Consider the following 15,430-nt stretch of genomic DNA (forward strand, 5'->3'; position numbering starts at 1 on the left):
CTCCTCCCCCATAATCAGGTGTTCGCTCGATTCTTCCGAAAATGTGCCCACCCTTTCTTCAGCCATGCAACACCGTAGATCATAGCCGGAAGGATTAATAAAATGCTGATCGTATACAAGTTGGCTGAAGCGCTAACCAAACTGGAAACACCGGATCCACCGGACACAACCCAGTAAGAAAATACCATGCACAGGAACGAAAGTGGACCAACCACAGGTTTGTAGTCCCGCAAACCGAACCATTCCGCTGTTGATGTAGCAAAGATATATAGAAAAACGGAAATTTTAACGAAAATACCAAATATCCAGACTGCAATAATAAGAGACTCGATATGTTGCAGGAAGTCCGCAATGGTTATGTATCTTGCTGCGATCATGACCGGAAAGACAAATGTATCCGTCAAATCACCAATTAAAAACAGGCAAAACAGATTGGTAACCGTCATTGCGGTTGTTGTGAATAAAAGGGAACCCAGCATGACCCGGGTTGTTCGTTTTTTTTCATTCACATACGGTAGCAGAAAAGCCAGCACGATATATTCACTAAACCATGCAGCAGGTGCAGCGGCCCCGGTAATAATGGGAATGGGCCCTTTCTCCATGAAAGGAAAGAGCTCGGCAGGATTCAGTTCACTAATCAACAGGATAAAGATTAGACTAAGCAACACGATCACGAGGGTGACAAACACCTGAGAGGTGCGTCCGACAACTTCGATCCCGAGTCTGACATTAATCGCACATACAACCACCATGGTACCCATCACGATGAATAAAGGTGTGCGTGGGAGTGCATTATTGACAATGAATTCACCGTATTCCCGAATAATCAAGCCCGTCAGGTGGGGCAAGAAAGCGATATATACCAGACCGAGTAACTTGCCCGGAATCCGACCAATAATCAATACACTGGATTGAATGAGTGTTTTTCCTGGGTACAGACGATCAAGTCCAACGGAAATACCAATGGCAGCCAATCCAACGATTGAACCTATAATTGGAGTCATCCACATGTCATGTCCTGCATAGTGCATTGTAATTCCAGGCACAGACAGGATAGCCGTCGCGAGAATGGCGGGAAAGACCATAAATGCCAATTGAGTCACCGATATTTTCCCTTTGTCAGTCAACATATGTAATCCCGCTCCCTTGTTTGCTTGAATGTAGATAGTTTTAGTGCGGTTTGTTCCTTGGGGATGGACGCCACCATACATCCTTAAGTTCCTTAGCCATTGTAGGTGCTACCGGTGAGAGATAAGGTGTTCCAAATGAACGAAGACTGCTTAGATGAATGACAACCAAGATGACTCCCAGCATGACACCCGTGAGTCCCAGCGTTCCCGCCAGAAACATCATGGGAAAACGTAGTAGACGGGTCGCGATGCTGGCAGCATAGCGGGGTATCATGAAAGAAGCGATACCGGTAATCGCGACAATGATAATCATGGGGGCTGAGACAATTCCGGCACTCGTCGCCGCTTGCCCAATAATTAAGGCTCCCACGATACTGACCGCCGATCCAACCTGCTTCGGCAATCGGACACCAGCCTCACGCAATGCTTCAAAGGCGATTTCCATAATGAGTGCTTCCACCAGGGCAGGAAAAGGGATCTCTTCTCTAGCCCGAGCAATACTGAGAAGCAATACGGTAGGAATCATCTCCTGATGAAACGTAGTAATCGCTACATAAGCCGATGGAAGCAGCATGGATAAAACAAAAAAACTGTATCGCAGCCAGCGTACAAAAACACTCATGAACACATTTTGATAATAATCTTCGGGGGATTGTAACATAGAAAAAATGGTCACTGGTGCGATAAGGGTAAACGGCGTTCCGTCAACGAGAATAGCAAAACGACCTTCCAGCAAGTTGGAAACAACAACATCCGGGCGCTCCGTCGCAATCATCTGTGGAAATGGTGAATATCGCTGGTCGACAATGCCTTCTTCAATGTACTGACTCTCCAGTACGTCACGGAGCTTTAAATCGCCAAGTCGTGTCTCCACTTCCTTAACAAGTTTGGGATCAATAATCCCCTCCATGTATACAAGTGAAATGCTGGTGTTTGTACGATCTCCCATGTTACGTGTATGAATCTTTAATGCAGGTGTCTTGAGACGTTTGCGCAGTAATGACATATTCATGGTCAACGATTCTGTGAACCCATCCCGTGCACCACGCACGGTCGATTCAGCTAACGGTTCTTCCGTTGAACGATTTGCAGCTTGGTATAGAGGGTATGTAGTTCCGCCTATTGAACCATCCAGCAGTAATAGAGCTTCCCCCTCAAATATAGCCTGTACTGCCTGAGTGGTCGTTTCAACATGCTTAACAGAAGCCAGGGGAACTTGCGCTGCTTCGATCCCCATTTCCTGAAGGGGCGTTAGTACCTGTCGTTCCAGACGCTCTGTATCGCACACACCAACACAATATACGCATAACGCTGAAGTAAGACACGCCGTTTGGAATGTATGAAATACAACGTCCGAGCAACCCGCAAAAACAGAACGTAACATTTGTTGATCAACAGCAAGATGTCCGGTTAATGGTAGGTCCTGTTGTGTTATCGCTGATGTGTCCATGACGCCTCCCCCTTTCCGTGAATGCTCCGTCCAGATATTCTCAGTTAAAGGTATCCTTTACTTATCAGATGGGATATATACGCAAAATATAGAATGCCAAAAAAGCCGCCCTCATGAGCGACTCTGATGATATAGAACGCTATTCATTCCTATGAATTCGTTGATCTTGCTCTTTCAAATTCCCTATTTTCTATTGATCACTATCCTTTCACAGCACCCAAAGCAACACTCCCAATAATCTGTTTGGAAAATACAGAGAATACAATAATAATAGGCAGGATTGAGATCGCTACACCCAAATACAAGAGCCCATAATCCATCCCATAGTACCCCTGCACTAGCGCAACCAATACCGGAAGCGGATATTTATCCAGGGAGAAAAATAACACAAGCGGTGTCAGGAAATTATTCCATGATCCGATAAACGTGAATATGCCAAGGGCGGCGATCGCCGGTCCCAGAATAGGCAGTACAATCTGATTGAACGTCCGGAACTCACCGGCACTGTCCACCCGTGCAGATTCAATAATCTCATCCGGGATGCTGCTCTCCATGAACTGCTTGATAAAAAATACATTAAACGCGTTAGCCGCAGCAGGCAAAATAATTGCAGCATAGCTATCCAGAAGTCCCATCATGCTGAATAGTCGATATACGCCAATCAAAGCTAGTTGACCCGGTACCATCATGGTTGCTAACAAAAACAGGAACAACCCGTTTCGTCCTTTGAATTTAAATTTGGCAAATCCATACGCAGTTAAGGCCCCAATATACAGAGATAATACGGTCGATGTTCCTGCAATAAATATGCTGTTGGCAAACCCACGCCATATGTTGATTTTGGATACCATGTTCATATAGTTATCAACCAAGAATGATCCAGGGAGAAATGTAAACGTCGAAGCAATCGTTGCATTATTGTGTGTGGAATAGATGAGCATCAGATAGAATGGAATAATACAGAGTACGGCTAGACCAATCAGCAACAGATATATGATGATCTTGCCCGCCGTTAGTCGCCTTGTATTGGCATAATGTTGAATCGCTGCATTTGGTTGTTCCATTGATTTCGCAGTTTGCATGAAGAACTCCCCTCCCTATGAACGGCTCTTGCGCTTGGTCATGATGAAGGATGCAACAGACAACAATATGATAATGATGAACAGGCAAAATGCGATGGCAGCGCCGTAACCAAAACGCGTGCTCTGGAATGCTACATTATAGAGATACATAATACTGGTCATGGCTGCCCGGTCAGGACCGCCAGTCCCATTGGTCAGTGTAAATGGCTGATCGAAAATCTGGATGCCCCCAATAATGGATGTAATCATCTGAAACAGAATAATTGGACGGAGCATCGGCACGATAATATGAATGAAAATATGTTTCTTTTTCGCGCCATCCATCTGGGCAGCCTCCAGCAGAGAAGGATCAATGCCCTGAAGACCAGCTAGGTAGATGACCATGGAATAACCGAAGTATTGGAAAAACAAAATGGATGATACAATCAGACGCATAAACCAGGGATCATTTTTCCAGTTAATTGGATCTTGTATTATTCCGGTCTGCACCAAAAAATGATTCAGTCCGCCAGACTGCCAGTCAAAAATCAAGCTGACAAGTAATCCAAGTGATGCAGCCGTAACGATGTTGGGAAAAAAGTATACGGCTCTGAAAAAGTCCCGTCCTTTGAGCAACTTATCATTCAGAATAAAAGCCAACACAAGTGAGATTGTGAGCTGTGGAACTACAGATACACCCCAGATGAATAACGTATTAAACAAGGTTTTGTAAAACAACGGGTCTTGTAGTACGGCAACGTAGTTACCGATCCCTACAAAGTCAGGTGTTGTGATTCCATCAAAGTTGGTGAAACTGATATAAAGCGAATATAAAATGGGATACAGCCCAAAAATGGTGAAAATAATAAAAAACGGAGCAATAAAGTAGTAGCCGTAATGGTCCTTGCGAATCGTTTTGGCAAACATGTTCTATCCCCCCAGTTATCATCGGATGTGTATATTCAATCGCTTACTTCTAAGCTAATCCACTTCCAGCTCCGGAAATCTCAAGGTGACATCACGTTTGATTCGCTTTACGACTTCTTCCTTGGTCTGAATGTCCTTATTGAGATATAACTGGAGTACAATCTTGTAGATATCATTGTTAATCGTGGCATCATATTTGGTGCGTTCGTATACAGGTACCCGTTTTGCAGCCTCCGAGAAAAACTCGAAATGCTTCTGTCCTCCCAAATAGGACGATGAGAGAGACGGGGCAAGTTCATCATTCACAACCATGTTGCTGGTGAAATAATCCTGCTCTTTCGCTAACTCCGACAGAAAGTCGTGGTTAAAGTTATAGAACTCGATAAACTTCCAGGCCAGATCCTTTTTGTCACTTTTACTATACATCGCGATATAAGTTCCGCCTGCACTAAACGCTGACGGTCCCTGAGCCAGACCCCACATACCTTCGGTATCCGGAGCGTTTGCCTTGAACGTATATTGCAGTGCCCAGGTTGCCCCGGGATAAAACATGACCTCTCCTTTTTGCATGGATGCAGCGTAACCGGCACTTCCATCTTCATACTCGGCAAGTACATTCCGCTCACGTGCTTCACGTACAAGATCGAGCACTTCCAAATAGGTTGGATCGATGACGAGCTTGCCGTCCTTCACCCAAGGTATACCATCATATGAATTCGATATAGCATTCCAATTCGCCAATGCATGTACTTTATTCCCGCTAAGTTGCTGTACCTTCTCTCCAATCTCGAAGATCTTCTCCCATGTATCGATCTGTGAACCCACCTGCTCAGGATCATCAGTGCCCAGATATTTCTTCGCCAAGTCCCGACGATAGTAGATCCCCCCTGGTGTTCCCTGATAACCTATCGCTCTGACATTTCCCTCACTGTCCTTTTCATTGGCCTGAACAAAAGCATATTGTTCCTGGATAAGTTCATTGGCGTTATACGGCGAAGCTGATAGATTCTCCAGATATGGAACGTCGATCAGTTCTCGAATATTCGCATTTTCAATCATAAATACATCTGGAGCCTTCGAGGTTGTCTGTAGCGCAGATTTCAGCTTGGTGATATAGAAATTACCGGGGATGTTGACAAAGTTCACTTTGATGTCAGGATATTTCTGTTCGAATTTCTCGATGGCGTACCCTGCTTCATCCGTAAAACTCCACACAGTAATCTCCTGTTGTTTGGTTTGACTCGATGGACTGAACTGACAACCAGCTAACAACATCGCTGCACATACAAATACAATAGTTGGCTTAAACCACTTCTTCATAGGCCCCCTCCTTCAAAAAGGAAACGCTTACAATTTATTAGAGTATATTGATTTTGGGGAGGGCTTTCTCCACAAATATTGTGCATTACCCTCCATATTTTGTGATATTCGTACGATGTTTCTTACGAAATTCGGAGGGTGTACAGTCATTATATTTTTTGAAAAGACGATTATAGGAGTTAACATTGTTAAATCCATGTCCGATCGCAATCTCCAGAATCGTATCCTGACGGAACAATAAGGCCCACTCTGACTTGATAATTCGGAAATGATTCAAGTATTCCATCAGTGTTACTCCTTTGATCTCTTTGAACAGTTTGCAGACATGGAACTTGCTGAATTTAATATGTTCCGCCACCTGTTCCAGCTTAATGGGCTCAGCATAGTGCTCCTCCAGGTATTCACAGACCGATTCAAGGAATTCAAATTTTTTGGAGGAAGTACATGCCCATCCTGAAGATGATGATTCATCGGTGGTAACCGGTACTTTTGTACGCAATAAAAGTATGATGAGATCATACAACCTGGATACCATTAACCATCGGTATCCCGGCTTCTGATTTTTCTTCTCGGTAATGATGTCATCTATATATTGAGTCAGATTGCTCTGACTTCCCGTATTCGAGGGAATAACTGTTGTTTTGTTGAAAAGTTGTCCGAGATCCTGAATTTCGGCTTCGGTCGTGAAACTGCCGGTTAACAATTCGAGTCGGAATAAGATAATGGTCAAATGTTCGGTCCCCGGTAAAAAGCAGTGCACATCCCCTGGTTTGATCAGAAGCACATCCCCTTTTTCCAACTCACACACGTGGTCGTTCACACCAATTCTGGCGCTCTTACCATTGACGAGAACCAGTTCAACCTCATCATGCCAGTGTGCAGCATAATTGAACTGATTTCCTGTATGAATTACCCGAATGGGAAAACCTTCTTGCATATGGCCTGTCTCCAAAAAAGTGGGTACGCCCATCGTATCAACCTCCATTTATTTCCAACGCAAAAAACTCCTCGTCTTTATATTATGCATAAATGGCTACTCTCCTTTCTTTTTAAGTATTTAAAATTCTATAGAATGCAAAAAAAACTCCTCAACTCAGGTTGAGGAGCCGAACAGAATCACGTTCCACGCATTGGATGTCCAGTGTATATAACGTCTCTACGATCTCTCCATTCAGCAGTTGGAAAAGAACATGACCTGCAAGCTGGCCTGCATCCCTCTTCGGCTGACGAAATGTGGTTAGAGGTGGATTCATGTACTGAGATGCAGGTATATTGTCAAAGCCGATTACGGATAACTGCTCAGGTATTGAGATATCATGCTCCCTGAAGGCTTCCAAGCCGCCGATCGCCATTTCATCATTTGCAAAAAATACAGCGGATGGCAACTCTCCTTCAAGCAGTTTCTTGGCTGCATTGTAGCCATCTTGCTTCATGTATTGTCCGCCAATTTTCCATTCGGGGTTCTCTTCAATGCCTGCCTCCTTCAAGGCTTTCAAATAACCTTGATAACGATGGAGATTACATTCCGATTGTGACGGGCCACTAATATAAGCTATTGTCCGATGCCCTTTATCGATCAGATAACGGGTAGCCAAGTAACCACCTTGCGTATCACTCATCAAAACCTTTACAATATGTTGAGCATCCAGATCCCGATCCATGACGACAATCGGAAACCCTGCTTCTGATGCTTCAATCAGTAACTGATCTTGAATATTCTGAGCGATAACAATAGCTCCGTCAATTCTTCGTTCACGAATGTAACGATGGGCTGTCGACTTTTCTCCACCCAACGAACTACATACGATCATATCGTATCCATGACTCATGACGACGGTTTCTATTCCGTTCACCAAATCCGAGAAATACGGACTGGACATGTCATGGACAATAACACCAATGGTTTGTGTACTATTTCGTTTTAATTCCGATGCAGGACCATGCCTAACGTAATTGAGTTGACTCGCTGCCTCAAGTACTCGAAGTCTTGTCGGCTCACTTACATTCCCTTTATCGTTGAGTACGCAAGATACGGTCGAACTGGCTACACCAGCCATCCTAGCTACATCTTTAATCGTTGTCATCATATATACTCCTCAAAGACAGTTTCATCTGTTTAGTCCATCATGGCAGTAACACAGCAATACACACGGGATAGTTCACTAGCATTTTAACACGTCAGTCCAGTCATGTCTCTTAGCAAAACATCAACTACGAGAAAACATATTAAAGAAACCGGGGTGCCTTTATGAGATTTAGTGAATACGTAATAGGTCAGCGCTACGAAACCACATCCTTGGCATTATCCAAGAGTGATATTATTGAGTTTGCCACAATCTATGATCCACAGTACATGCATTTGGATGAGGAAAAGGCCAAGCAAGGCCGATTCGGCAGTTTAATTGCTTCTGGCATGCAAACGATGAATATCTCCTTTAAATTATGGATTGAGATCGGCATCTATGGAGAGCATGTCGTGGCGGGCACCGGAATGAATAACATTCAATTCCTGAAACCAGTCTTTCCGGATGATGAACTTCATGTCATTGCAGAAGTCATTGGACTGACTCCCAGACGAAAAGGAAATGGGATTGTTACGGTGCTGCTGAGTACATTCAATCAGAAGAATCAAAAGGTATTTCAGGCAGAATTAAGTGCATTAATCGATAATTAAGGCTGAGAAAAAGCCCAAAAAAGCCGCCAATTGGCGGCTTTTCGTAGATATATCACATTGAAACATTTTTAAGTGTTATAACCTTTCAAAACCTGCCCCAAAATCTCTACGCCCTTGACAATCTGTTCGTCTGACGGGGTTGAGAAATTAAGTCTGATGGCATTACAAGGGTCCTGCTCGTTCACCAGGAATGCATTTCCCGGTACAACCGCAACCCCTTGAGCTGCCGCTGTCTTGGCATAATCAAGCATTGGCACATGTGCTGGCAGATCACACCAGAGGAACAGTCCACCATCCGGTTGGGTATAGGTAATGGACTCCCCCATATGCTCTTGCAGCTTGTCCATCATCAATGTTGCTTTTCTCCGATAGACCTCACGAATGCTGTTAATGTGCCCCGTGTAGTCATACTCTGTCATGAACTTGTATGCCAGAATCTGTGGAAGCATGGCTGTATGTACGTCTTCTCCCTGTTTGGCAACAACCATCTTCTCCACGACTTCATGTGGCGCTTGTACAAAACCAACGCGCAGTCCTGCCGACAAAATTTTGGAGAATGATCCAACATAGATGACCAGACCCTCATCATCCATAGACTTGATGGTTGGCACATCGTCTCCATTGAATCGAAGTTCTCCGTACGGGTTATCTTCCAAAATCATCACGCCATACTTCTTAGCCAGCTCGTATATGGCCTTACGTTTCGCAAGACTCGTTGTTACACCCGTCGGATTCTGAAAACTCGGGATCACGTAGATCAGTTTCACATTAGGCTCCGTTTGCAACGCCTGTTCCAGCTTCTCGATATCCATACCGTCCATCTCCATCGGAACACCTGCAAGCTTTGCACCAGATGCCCGGAAGGAGTTCAGGGAACCAATAAAGCTCGGACTCTCACAGATGATCGTGTCACCTTCATTACAGAACACTTTACAGGCCAGTTCAATCCCCTGCTGTGCTCCAGATACGATGAACAATTGATCGGATGGTTTACCGGTATCAAAACCTGTCTTCAAATGTTGAGTCAATGCTTCCCTGAGGGGGACATATCCTTCCGTAATTCCATATTGCAGAGCCGTGACCGGGTCATGCTCCAGAATGGATTGAGTGAATGTGCGAATCGCCTCAATAGGAAAAGTTTCCGGAGCAGGATTTCCCGCGGAGAATGGAATCACATTTTGCCCCGAAGAAGCCTTCAGAATCTCACGAATAATGGATGGTTGCAGTGCTGCGATACGATTAGAAAATGAATAGTTCATCTTAAATAGTGCCTCCCGACATTTCTTCTAATTAACTCTCTATCATTACATTAGATTCTATTATACGAGCATTTCCCGAATTTCCAAACTGTCTCCACAAAATTAATGCTTTTACGCCAAAAAAGAGGCCGCCGTCAGCAACCTCTTTCGCATAAGTATTGAGCAAAATTTCAGCCTATTAGCGCGCTGCGTTCATCTCGGATAACCGTGTGGCCTTCACAACATAAGCGGCTAGACCAGGGATCATCCGGGCCAGACCTGGATAGAATTTATTGGTCTTGGCAAAAGCCAGCTTTTGGATTCTTCTTGCGCGTCTGAGCAATTGAGTGAATTCACGGCTTGCTTCCAACGTGTAATTACTCTGCCAATCGGCATGTTCAATGTCGCCTTGCAGGTACTTGTCAGTCCACCTTGCGCACAGGAGTGAGGAGCGAAGGGCAATGGACATTCCGTCTCCACATAAGGGCGGTATCATCAGCATGGCATCCCCAATATGCGGATATTGAGACCACGGCTCAGGAACGTTGGACAGATGTAGCGGCGCAATTGACACTTGCGTTCCATCTACAGGCTTTCCTTCGGCTAAACGGGCTGCCAAACTCACGTTTGTCAGGGATGCCGCCTGTAAAATATCGTTGACAGACTTGCCACTTCCCTGGACGGTATCCAGTGTCAACAATGCGGCGACATTCACAATGCCATCCTCAATCGGGGAAATGCCCACGTAACCACCCTCGCAAAAATATAACTCTACCCGTGCGGGAATCTCAATTCCGCTGAAGTGGGACTTAACGCCAACATATACGGTTTGGTCCCGCAGATCAGGTGCGGAAGCCATCCCGCGTGGCTTTTTGGTCCCATGTGCCCCGATAACGGCTTTGGCTCTGTAGCTGATCCGCTCATCTCCCTGTTTCACCTGAACCTCATAACTGGCATCCTCAAGCTGCTCGATGCTCGTTATGGTCGCTTTGGTCACAATCTGGGCTCCAGCCTCCAGCGCCTTCTGATGCAAAATCTGGTCCAGCTCATATCGACTTATGCCATATGCAAATCCCGGCAGCGGTGCTTCGATCACTCCACCTTGTCGCATAACGATTTTGGCATGATCCATGGTGCTGGGTTTTTTTGACTGGTCCAGAAGGTGAATGTCCAGAAGGTGAATGTCCAGAACTTCTAACATCTCCTTGGTTTCGGGTGACATGAACTCACCGCAGGTTTTGTGCCGGGGGAACTCCTGACGATCCAGCAAAAGGGTCCGATGTCCTTTCCCAGCCAGTTGCATGGCACATGTACTGCCGGCAATTCCGGCTCCGATGACAATCACATCTATCGATTTCGACACGTCAGATCACCTGCCTTTCGTGGGAATAACAACAGAGTAACGGAATAAGGGCTTCCATTCATAGGTCATCGTATCATGATTGAGACGTTGTTTAAGTTCCTTCCAATCCCTCCCTGTAAAACCTTTGGCTACGGAAAGAGGCCCATCATGCCGAATATAACGATTGCGCGAGATCATTCGTGTAGTAATCCAGACCGCCTTATAGGATACGGGGTGGCGGTGAATATCATTAATGACGACACCGTATCTGGATGCTCGCAGCATATGAGAAACCATATCAACCAGCTGATCTCCGTCAAAATGATGTACAAACTGAGAGCCTGTCACGATATCTGCTGAAGCATCCGGCAGTTGTGTAAGATCGGCACGTTGTACCCGGACTCGGGGTTCGTCACGGAATAGTTGTCTCGCTTCCTCACATGCCTCTTCCGTCAGATCAACCAATGTAATCTCCAACTGAATGCCCTGACGATCCGCCCATTGCAGTAGTTTCTGGTTCACATCCCCTGAGCCTGCCCCCACATCCAGAAGAGTCAGCTTATCTGGCCTACCGACAGAGTTCCATAACTTCTCTACACCAGCCAAAGTTGGCCCAGGTGCTGCGAATATTTTGTTAAGACGTCTGAGATGTCTAAGCGCTTCACGCAGCTCCTCCCCTCCCAGAGAGAAGTCATCCATCAGTTCATCTTCCTTGGCTCGAATGGACAATGTTCTAAAAAAGGACATGATCGTGCTCCTCCATCACTGAAGATAATGAGGGTACATAAGTGAATTTCATCAGCTCTGCGGTGAGTCCCGGTCCAAATGCCATGGCTACACCATCTGTAGATGATTGATCCTGTAACTTCATGTCCTCACGCATCGCGTTCAGTACAAACAGAATGGTATTGGAGGATAAGTTACCATACATTCTGAGGACATCCCTGCTATACTTCGTTTGCTCGTTTCTCAGGTTCATTACATTCTGCACAGAGTCCACAATCCCACGTCCTCCCGGATGAATGGCCCACAGTTCAGGAAGCTGTTCACTCTGCAATAAGAGACGCAGTTCCTCTTCCAGATGAACACCTAACAGCTTCGGAATACGAGGTGATAGATACAGATCATACCCCAGGTTCCCCACCTCCCACGTCATATCTTCAGTCGAATCCGGAAGAAGTACAGAATAACCTGTTCCCAGACTCAGAACATTCTTGTGCTGAGGTTCTGGTGTGCCCACTACACAAGAAGAAGCAGCGTCTCCGAAGAATGAAGCTGCAAACAGCGCTTCCCGATCTTGCACAGGCTGAAAATGAATGGTGCACAACTCTACACAGACAACAAGTACCTGTGATCCCGGAGCACCCTGCACGACATCTCGTGCCATCTGAATGGCTTTCAACCCTGCAGCACACCCCTGAAAGATCAGCGGCAGTCGATTAACTCGGGCAGACAAACCCAAATGACGGATGAGCATAACATCAAGACCCGGCAGATATTGACCGGTACAGCTGACCGTGATGATATGTGTGATACTCTTTGGAGATACGCCTGAATCCTTCAGGGCTTTCTCTGCCGCCTCAATCCCGAGCGGAAGCGCCTCTCGCTTGTATGTATTCATTCGTTCTTCAGTTGTCGGGACGTCTGATCGCTCACCAGAGGGCAGATAACGGCATTCTTTCAGTGAACCCAGATAGCTCGGTTCCACGGTATATCGGGTTTCAACACCACAGGACTTGAATATTCGCCTGGAAAACCGGGCCAAATCTGGCCGATCCTGAAGAGAAGAAGCGATCAGCTCTGCAATATCTGGCTGCGCAACGGGGTGAGCAGGTAGAGCCGTTCCCATGCCAAGAATCGCGATATCGGATGGACTGTTATATTGGTTCATAATAAACCTCCTGGTATTGGTCATTATTTCCTCTAATTAACAACTCTTACCCTTAACGATATCGTTATAATCTCAAGAAGGCTCCTAATCTAGTTTATTAACACATCCGCAAGCTCAGAAGCTTGGTTTCACCAAGCCATTGAAGCAATCACACTCATGAACCAAAAAAAGCCGCCATTAGGCGACTTCAAGGTAAACAGATTTCTTCTAAACATTATTCTGATGCACGTTATTTGGAAAATGCTTCTCTGATCTTGTCACTCATCCGGTACCAGGCATCCTCAGCCATCTGGACATCGCCAAAATGCGTAAATCCATGAGCAGCTCCCTCGTACTCCTTAAGAGTCACCTTCACACCGCTTGCTTCCAACCTTGCTGCATATGTCCTTGCTTCTTGGGCCAGTGAATCTTTCTCCGCGGTAATGATCAGTGCTTCCGGAAGACCCTCTAATGATTTTGCGAGCACAGGTGAAGCTAACGGATCATGTGCATCTTCTGGCGTTCCAAGGTACATGGAGTTGAACGTTCTGGCGATATCGGCTGGGATCGCTTCTTCAAAACTCGGTTTCTCGGCCGGATCTGTAGCCACATCCAACACGGCATAATCGATAACCTGAAGTACAATAGGCAGCTCGCTTCCACGTTGCTGATTCAATAAACATACTGCTGCAGCAAGATTACCACCAGCACTATGCCCCCCTATAGCGAACAAAGACGGGTTAACCGAGAAGGATTCCGAATTGGCCTGGACCCACTGTACAACGTCGTAACATTCATGGACTGCTGTTGGGAACTTGTACTCTGGTGCAAGACGGTAATCGATATTCATGACCACACAATCAGAACGATCAGCGATCAGACGACACCATGGATCATCCATCTCTGCTTGTCCTAAGATGAAGCCACCCCCATGCATATTGAAGAAGACTGGCAGAGAAGCGGAATTTTCCCTATCCGGTGTATACACGAGTACACGCGTATCACCTTTCGTCGTAGGAATCATGACTTCTTTTACTGTGACAGCATACGTGGAACTGGGTTGAAGAGCTGCAACTGTACCGACGACATTTTGACGCATACGTTGTACCATTGCCAGTTGTTGTTGTTGATCCATAGATATCACTCCTTTAGTTGATTGCCAATACTCCTTCTTCCGTTGTCACTTAAGTATAGATGACACTCGTCTATTCCGTCATGTGCAATTCATTCGATATGTATTGATCAACATGCTCAAACGTGGACGTTTGGATCCGTGCTTGTTTCCTTTTTTTTGTGGAACATCATCCAAACCCCCATCAAACAAAATAAAACGCTGCACCCCATGCCAAACAAGCTACTGGTTTTTATTGCAAGAGGTGAGCCTTGCATGGTAAGTAATGTCGCTTGGGTCACCACGATGGATACCATCGCATCGGTGAAGTTAATCATTTTCAATGTAGATATGATCGGGTTATGGAGATGACGGTTAGCCCAGGTACCATACACGGCAAAAGCCAGCTTGGTAAAAGCAACTGTAGATACGATATACACAATGATACCCTCATATATGAAGGCATCGCCGATTAGATACATTCGCAGGCAGACCATCGAATAGGATGCGCCCAGTAGACACAGAAACAGACCTCCACGCTTATATACCGTAAGCTCCAATCTATATCTTTCTTCGGGAGACTCCATCCTCTTGGTAACTGTATATTTATGGAGCACTTGGCCTTTCGCCACACAGAGAATCAGATAATATACGGCATTCGTAATGAACCATCCCGAAAGCAGATATATGCCCAGGATTAACTTACCTATTCCGGTTACAGCATTGATAACAAGGGATGCCACATTAAACAAGGCCGCTCGATCTTGTTTATTTCCAAGGTAATGGAACCAAATAGACTTCAAATATGTCTTCATTTTCATAGGATATTCATTCTGTTAGAAATGATGCCTCACTCTTCGGCCAGAGATTTCCGAATCCTTTTCGGAAGAGATTGGACAACCATGTCATATGAGTGATCGATCATGACGTAGACATCTTCATCGGACAGCGAACCATCCAGCGTAATGGTATTCCAGTGTTTTTTGTTCATATGGTATCCCGGTTGAACTGCTTCATGCTGCTCTCTCAGGTTCTCTGCAATAATGGGATCACATTTTAAGTTCAAGCGACAGTTTTCTTTGTTTTCAAAAATAAGCGCGAACATCTTACCCGCAACCTTAATCGCGACTGGATCAGGTCCAAATGGATAATCTTTGGTCGCACCTTTCTTCTTCAAACTGTATTCAATCATCTTATCCTTCAAGTCAGTACCTCCCTTTCACCAGTGGACGATATAATGATACCGAATGTAAGTTCGTATGTAAATAAGCTCGTTGCACATAAAAGCACATAATAAAACCTCCTCC

General features: G+C 45.4%; 15 protein-coding genes. 1 reads left to right on the forward strand and 14 read right to left on the reverse strand.

The window, feature by feature from the left end; translation table 11 throughout:
* Positions 1-14: 14 nt before the first annotated feature.
* From D829_RS0109235 to D829_RS0109265, 7 genes are all read right to left on the reverse strand, one after another.
* Positions 15-1,130: an endospore germination permease gene (locus tag D829_RS0109235; RefSeq protein WP_017688595.1), complete on the reverse strand. Its 1,116-nt coding sequence runs from the start codon at positions 1,128-1,130 to the stop codon at positions 15-17.
* Between the two features lie 40 nt (positions 1,131-1,170).
* Positions 1,171-2,580 (reverse strand): spore germination protein, encoded by a 1,410-nt coding sequence (locus tag D829_RS30740; protein ID WP_017688596.1) that lies wholly within the window; start codon positions 2,578-2,580, stop codon positions 1,171-1,173.
* 200 nt (positions 2,581-2,780) lie between these two features.
* A complete protein-coding gene (locus tag D829_RS0109245) occupies positions 2,781-3,662 on the reverse strand; it encodes a carbohydrate ABC transporter permease (protein ID WP_017688597.1) in 882 nt (293 codons plus the stop codon).
* A 15-nt stretch (positions 3,663-3,677) separates the two neighbouring features.
* A complete protein-coding gene (locus tag D829_RS0109250) occupies positions 3,678-4,568 on the reverse strand; it encodes a sugar ABC transporter permease (RefSeq protein ID WP_017688598.1) in 891 nt (296 codons plus the stop codon).
* 54 nt (positions 4,569-4,622) lie between these two features.
* Complete coding sequence (locus D829_RS0109255; protein WP_017688599.1) at positions 4,623-5,888, reverse strand: extracellular solute-binding protein; 1,266 nt, start codon at positions 5,886-5,888, stop codon at positions 4,623-4,625.
* A gap of 85 nt (positions 5,889-5,973) precedes the next feature.
* On the reverse strand, positions 5,974-6,858 hold the full coding sequence (locus D829_RS0109260; RefSeq protein WP_017688600.1) for an AraC family transcriptional regulator: 885 nt from the start codon (positions 6,856-6,858) through the stop codon (positions 5,974-5,976).
* A 118-nt stretch (positions 6,859-6,976) separates the two neighbouring features.
* Positions 6,977-7,975: a LacI family DNA-binding transcriptional regulator gene (locus D829_RS0109265; protein WP_241230754.1), complete on the reverse strand. Its 999-nt coding sequence runs from the start codon at positions 7,973-7,975 to the stop codon at positions 6,977-6,979.
* Between the two features lie 161 nt (positions 7,976-8,136).
* Between D829_RS0109265 and D829_RS0109270 the strand changes: the two genes are divergently transcribed.
* Complete coding sequence (locus D829_RS0109270) at positions 8,137-8,562, forward strand: MaoC family dehydratase (RefSeq protein WP_017688602.1); 426 nt, start codon at positions 8,137-8,139, stop codon at positions 8,560-8,562.
* A 68-nt stretch (positions 8,563-8,630) separates the two neighbouring features.
* On the opposite strand, the gene D829_RS0109275 is transcribed toward D829_RS0109270, so the two are convergent.
* The 7 genes from D829_RS0109275 to D829_RS0109305 form a co-directional block, all read right to left on the reverse strand.
* On the reverse strand, positions 8,631-9,821 hold the full coding sequence (locus tag D829_RS0109275; RefSeq protein ID WP_017688603.1) for a PLP-dependent aminotransferase family protein: 1,191 nt from the start codon (positions 9,819-9,821) through the stop codon (positions 8,631-8,633).
* A 178-nt stretch (positions 9,822-9,999) separates the two neighbouring features.
* A complete protein-coding gene (locus D829_RS0109280; RefSeq protein WP_017688604.1) occupies positions 10,000-11,163 on the reverse strand; it encodes an FAD-dependent oxidoreductase in 1,164 nt (387 codons plus the stop codon).
* A gap of 6 nt (positions 11,164-11,169) precedes the next feature.
* The gene (locus D829_RS0109285) at positions 11,170-11,889 is read right to left on the reverse strand and encodes a methyltransferase domain-containing protein (protein ID WP_017688605.1); all 720 of its coding nucleotides are present in this window, start codon (positions 11,887-11,889) and stop codon (positions 11,170-11,172) included.
* Positions 11,876-13,033: a type III polyketide synthase gene (locus D829_RS0109290; protein ID WP_017688606.1), complete on the reverse strand. Its 1,158-nt coding sequence runs from the start codon at positions 13,031-13,033 to the stop codon at positions 11,876-11,878. The genes D829_RS0109285 and D829_RS0109290 overlap by 14 nt, the downstream gene beginning before the upstream one ends.
* A gap of 229 nt (positions 13,034-13,262) precedes the next feature.
* Entirely contained in the window at positions 13,263-14,147 is an 885-nt protein-coding gene (locus D829_RS0109295; protein WP_017688607.1) for an alpha/beta hydrolase, read from the reverse strand.
* A 116-nt stretch (positions 14,148-14,263) separates the two neighbouring features.
* Positions 14,264-14,944, reverse strand: coding sequence for a hypothetical protein (locus tag D829_RS0109300; protein ID WP_017688608.1), 681 nt, complete (start codon positions 14,942-14,944; stop codon positions 14,264-14,266).
* Between the two features lie 29 nt (positions 14,945-14,973).
* Positions 14,974-15,327, reverse strand: coding sequence for an MmcQ/YjbR family DNA-binding protein (locus D829_RS0109305; protein WP_017688609.1), 354 nt, complete (start codon positions 15,325-15,327; stop codon positions 14,974-14,976).
* Positions 15,328-15,430 lie beyond the last annotated feature (103 nt).

This window comes from Paenibacillus sp. PAMC 26794, from assembly GCF_000316035.1.
Taxonomy (GTDB): Bacteria; Bacillota; Bacilli; order Paenibacillales; family Paenibacillaceae; genus Paenibacillus.

Excerpts from the sequence above, each read along its gene's own strand:
- D829_RS0109250 (WP_017688598.1), bottom strand. The coding sequence starts at position 4,568 with ATGTTTGCCAAAACGATTCGCAAGGACCATTACGGCTACTACTTTATT.
- D829_RS0109265 (WP_241230754.1), bottom strand. The coding sequence starts at position 7,975 with ATGATGACAACGATTAAAGATGTAGCTAGGATGGCTGGTGTAGCCAGT.
- D829_RS0109300 (WP_017688608.1), bottom strand. The coding sequence starts at position 14,944 with ATGAAAATGAAGACATATTTGAAGTCTATTTGGTTCCATTACCTTGGA.
- D829_RS0109260 (WP_017688600.1), bottom strand. The coding sequence starts at position 6,858 with ATGGGCGTACCCACTTTTTTGGAGACAGGCCATATGCAAGAAGGTTTT.
- D829_RS30740 (WP_017688596.1), bottom strand. The coding sequence starts at position 2,580 with ATGGACACATCAGCGATAACACAACAGGACCTACCATTAACCGGACAT.
- D829_RS0109295 (WP_017688607.1), bottom strand. The coding sequence starts at position 14,147 with ATGGATCAACAACAACAACTGGCAATGGTACAACGTATGCGTCAAAAT.
- D829_RS0109245 (WP_017688597.1), bottom strand. The coding sequence starts at position 3,662 with ATGCAAACTGCGAAATCAATGGAACAACCAAATGCAGCGATTCAACAT.
- D829_RS0109235 (WP_017688595.1), bottom strand. The coding sequence starts at position 1,130 with ATGTTGACTGACAAAGGGAAAATATCGGTGACTCAATTGGCATTTATG.
- D829_RS0109270 (WP_017688602.1), top strand. The coding sequence starts at position 8,137 with ATGAGATTTAGTGAATACGTAATAGGTCAGCGCTACGAAACCACATCC.
- D829_RS0109285 (WP_017688605.1), bottom strand. The coding sequence starts at position 11,889 with ATGTCCTTTTTTAGAACATTGTCCATTCGAGCCAAGGAAGATGAACTG.
- D829_RS0109255 (WP_017688599.1), bottom strand. The coding sequence starts at position 5,888 with ATGAAGAAGTGGTTTAAGCCAACTATTGTATTTGTATGTGCAGCGATG.
- D829_RS0109275 (WP_017688603.1), bottom strand. The coding sequence starts at position 9,821 with ATGAACTATTCATTTTCTAATCGTATCGCAGCACTGCAACCATCCATT.
- D829_RS0109290 (WP_017688606.1), bottom strand. The coding sequence starts at position 13,033 with ATGAACCAATATAACAGTCCATCCGATATCGCGATTCTTGGCATGGGA.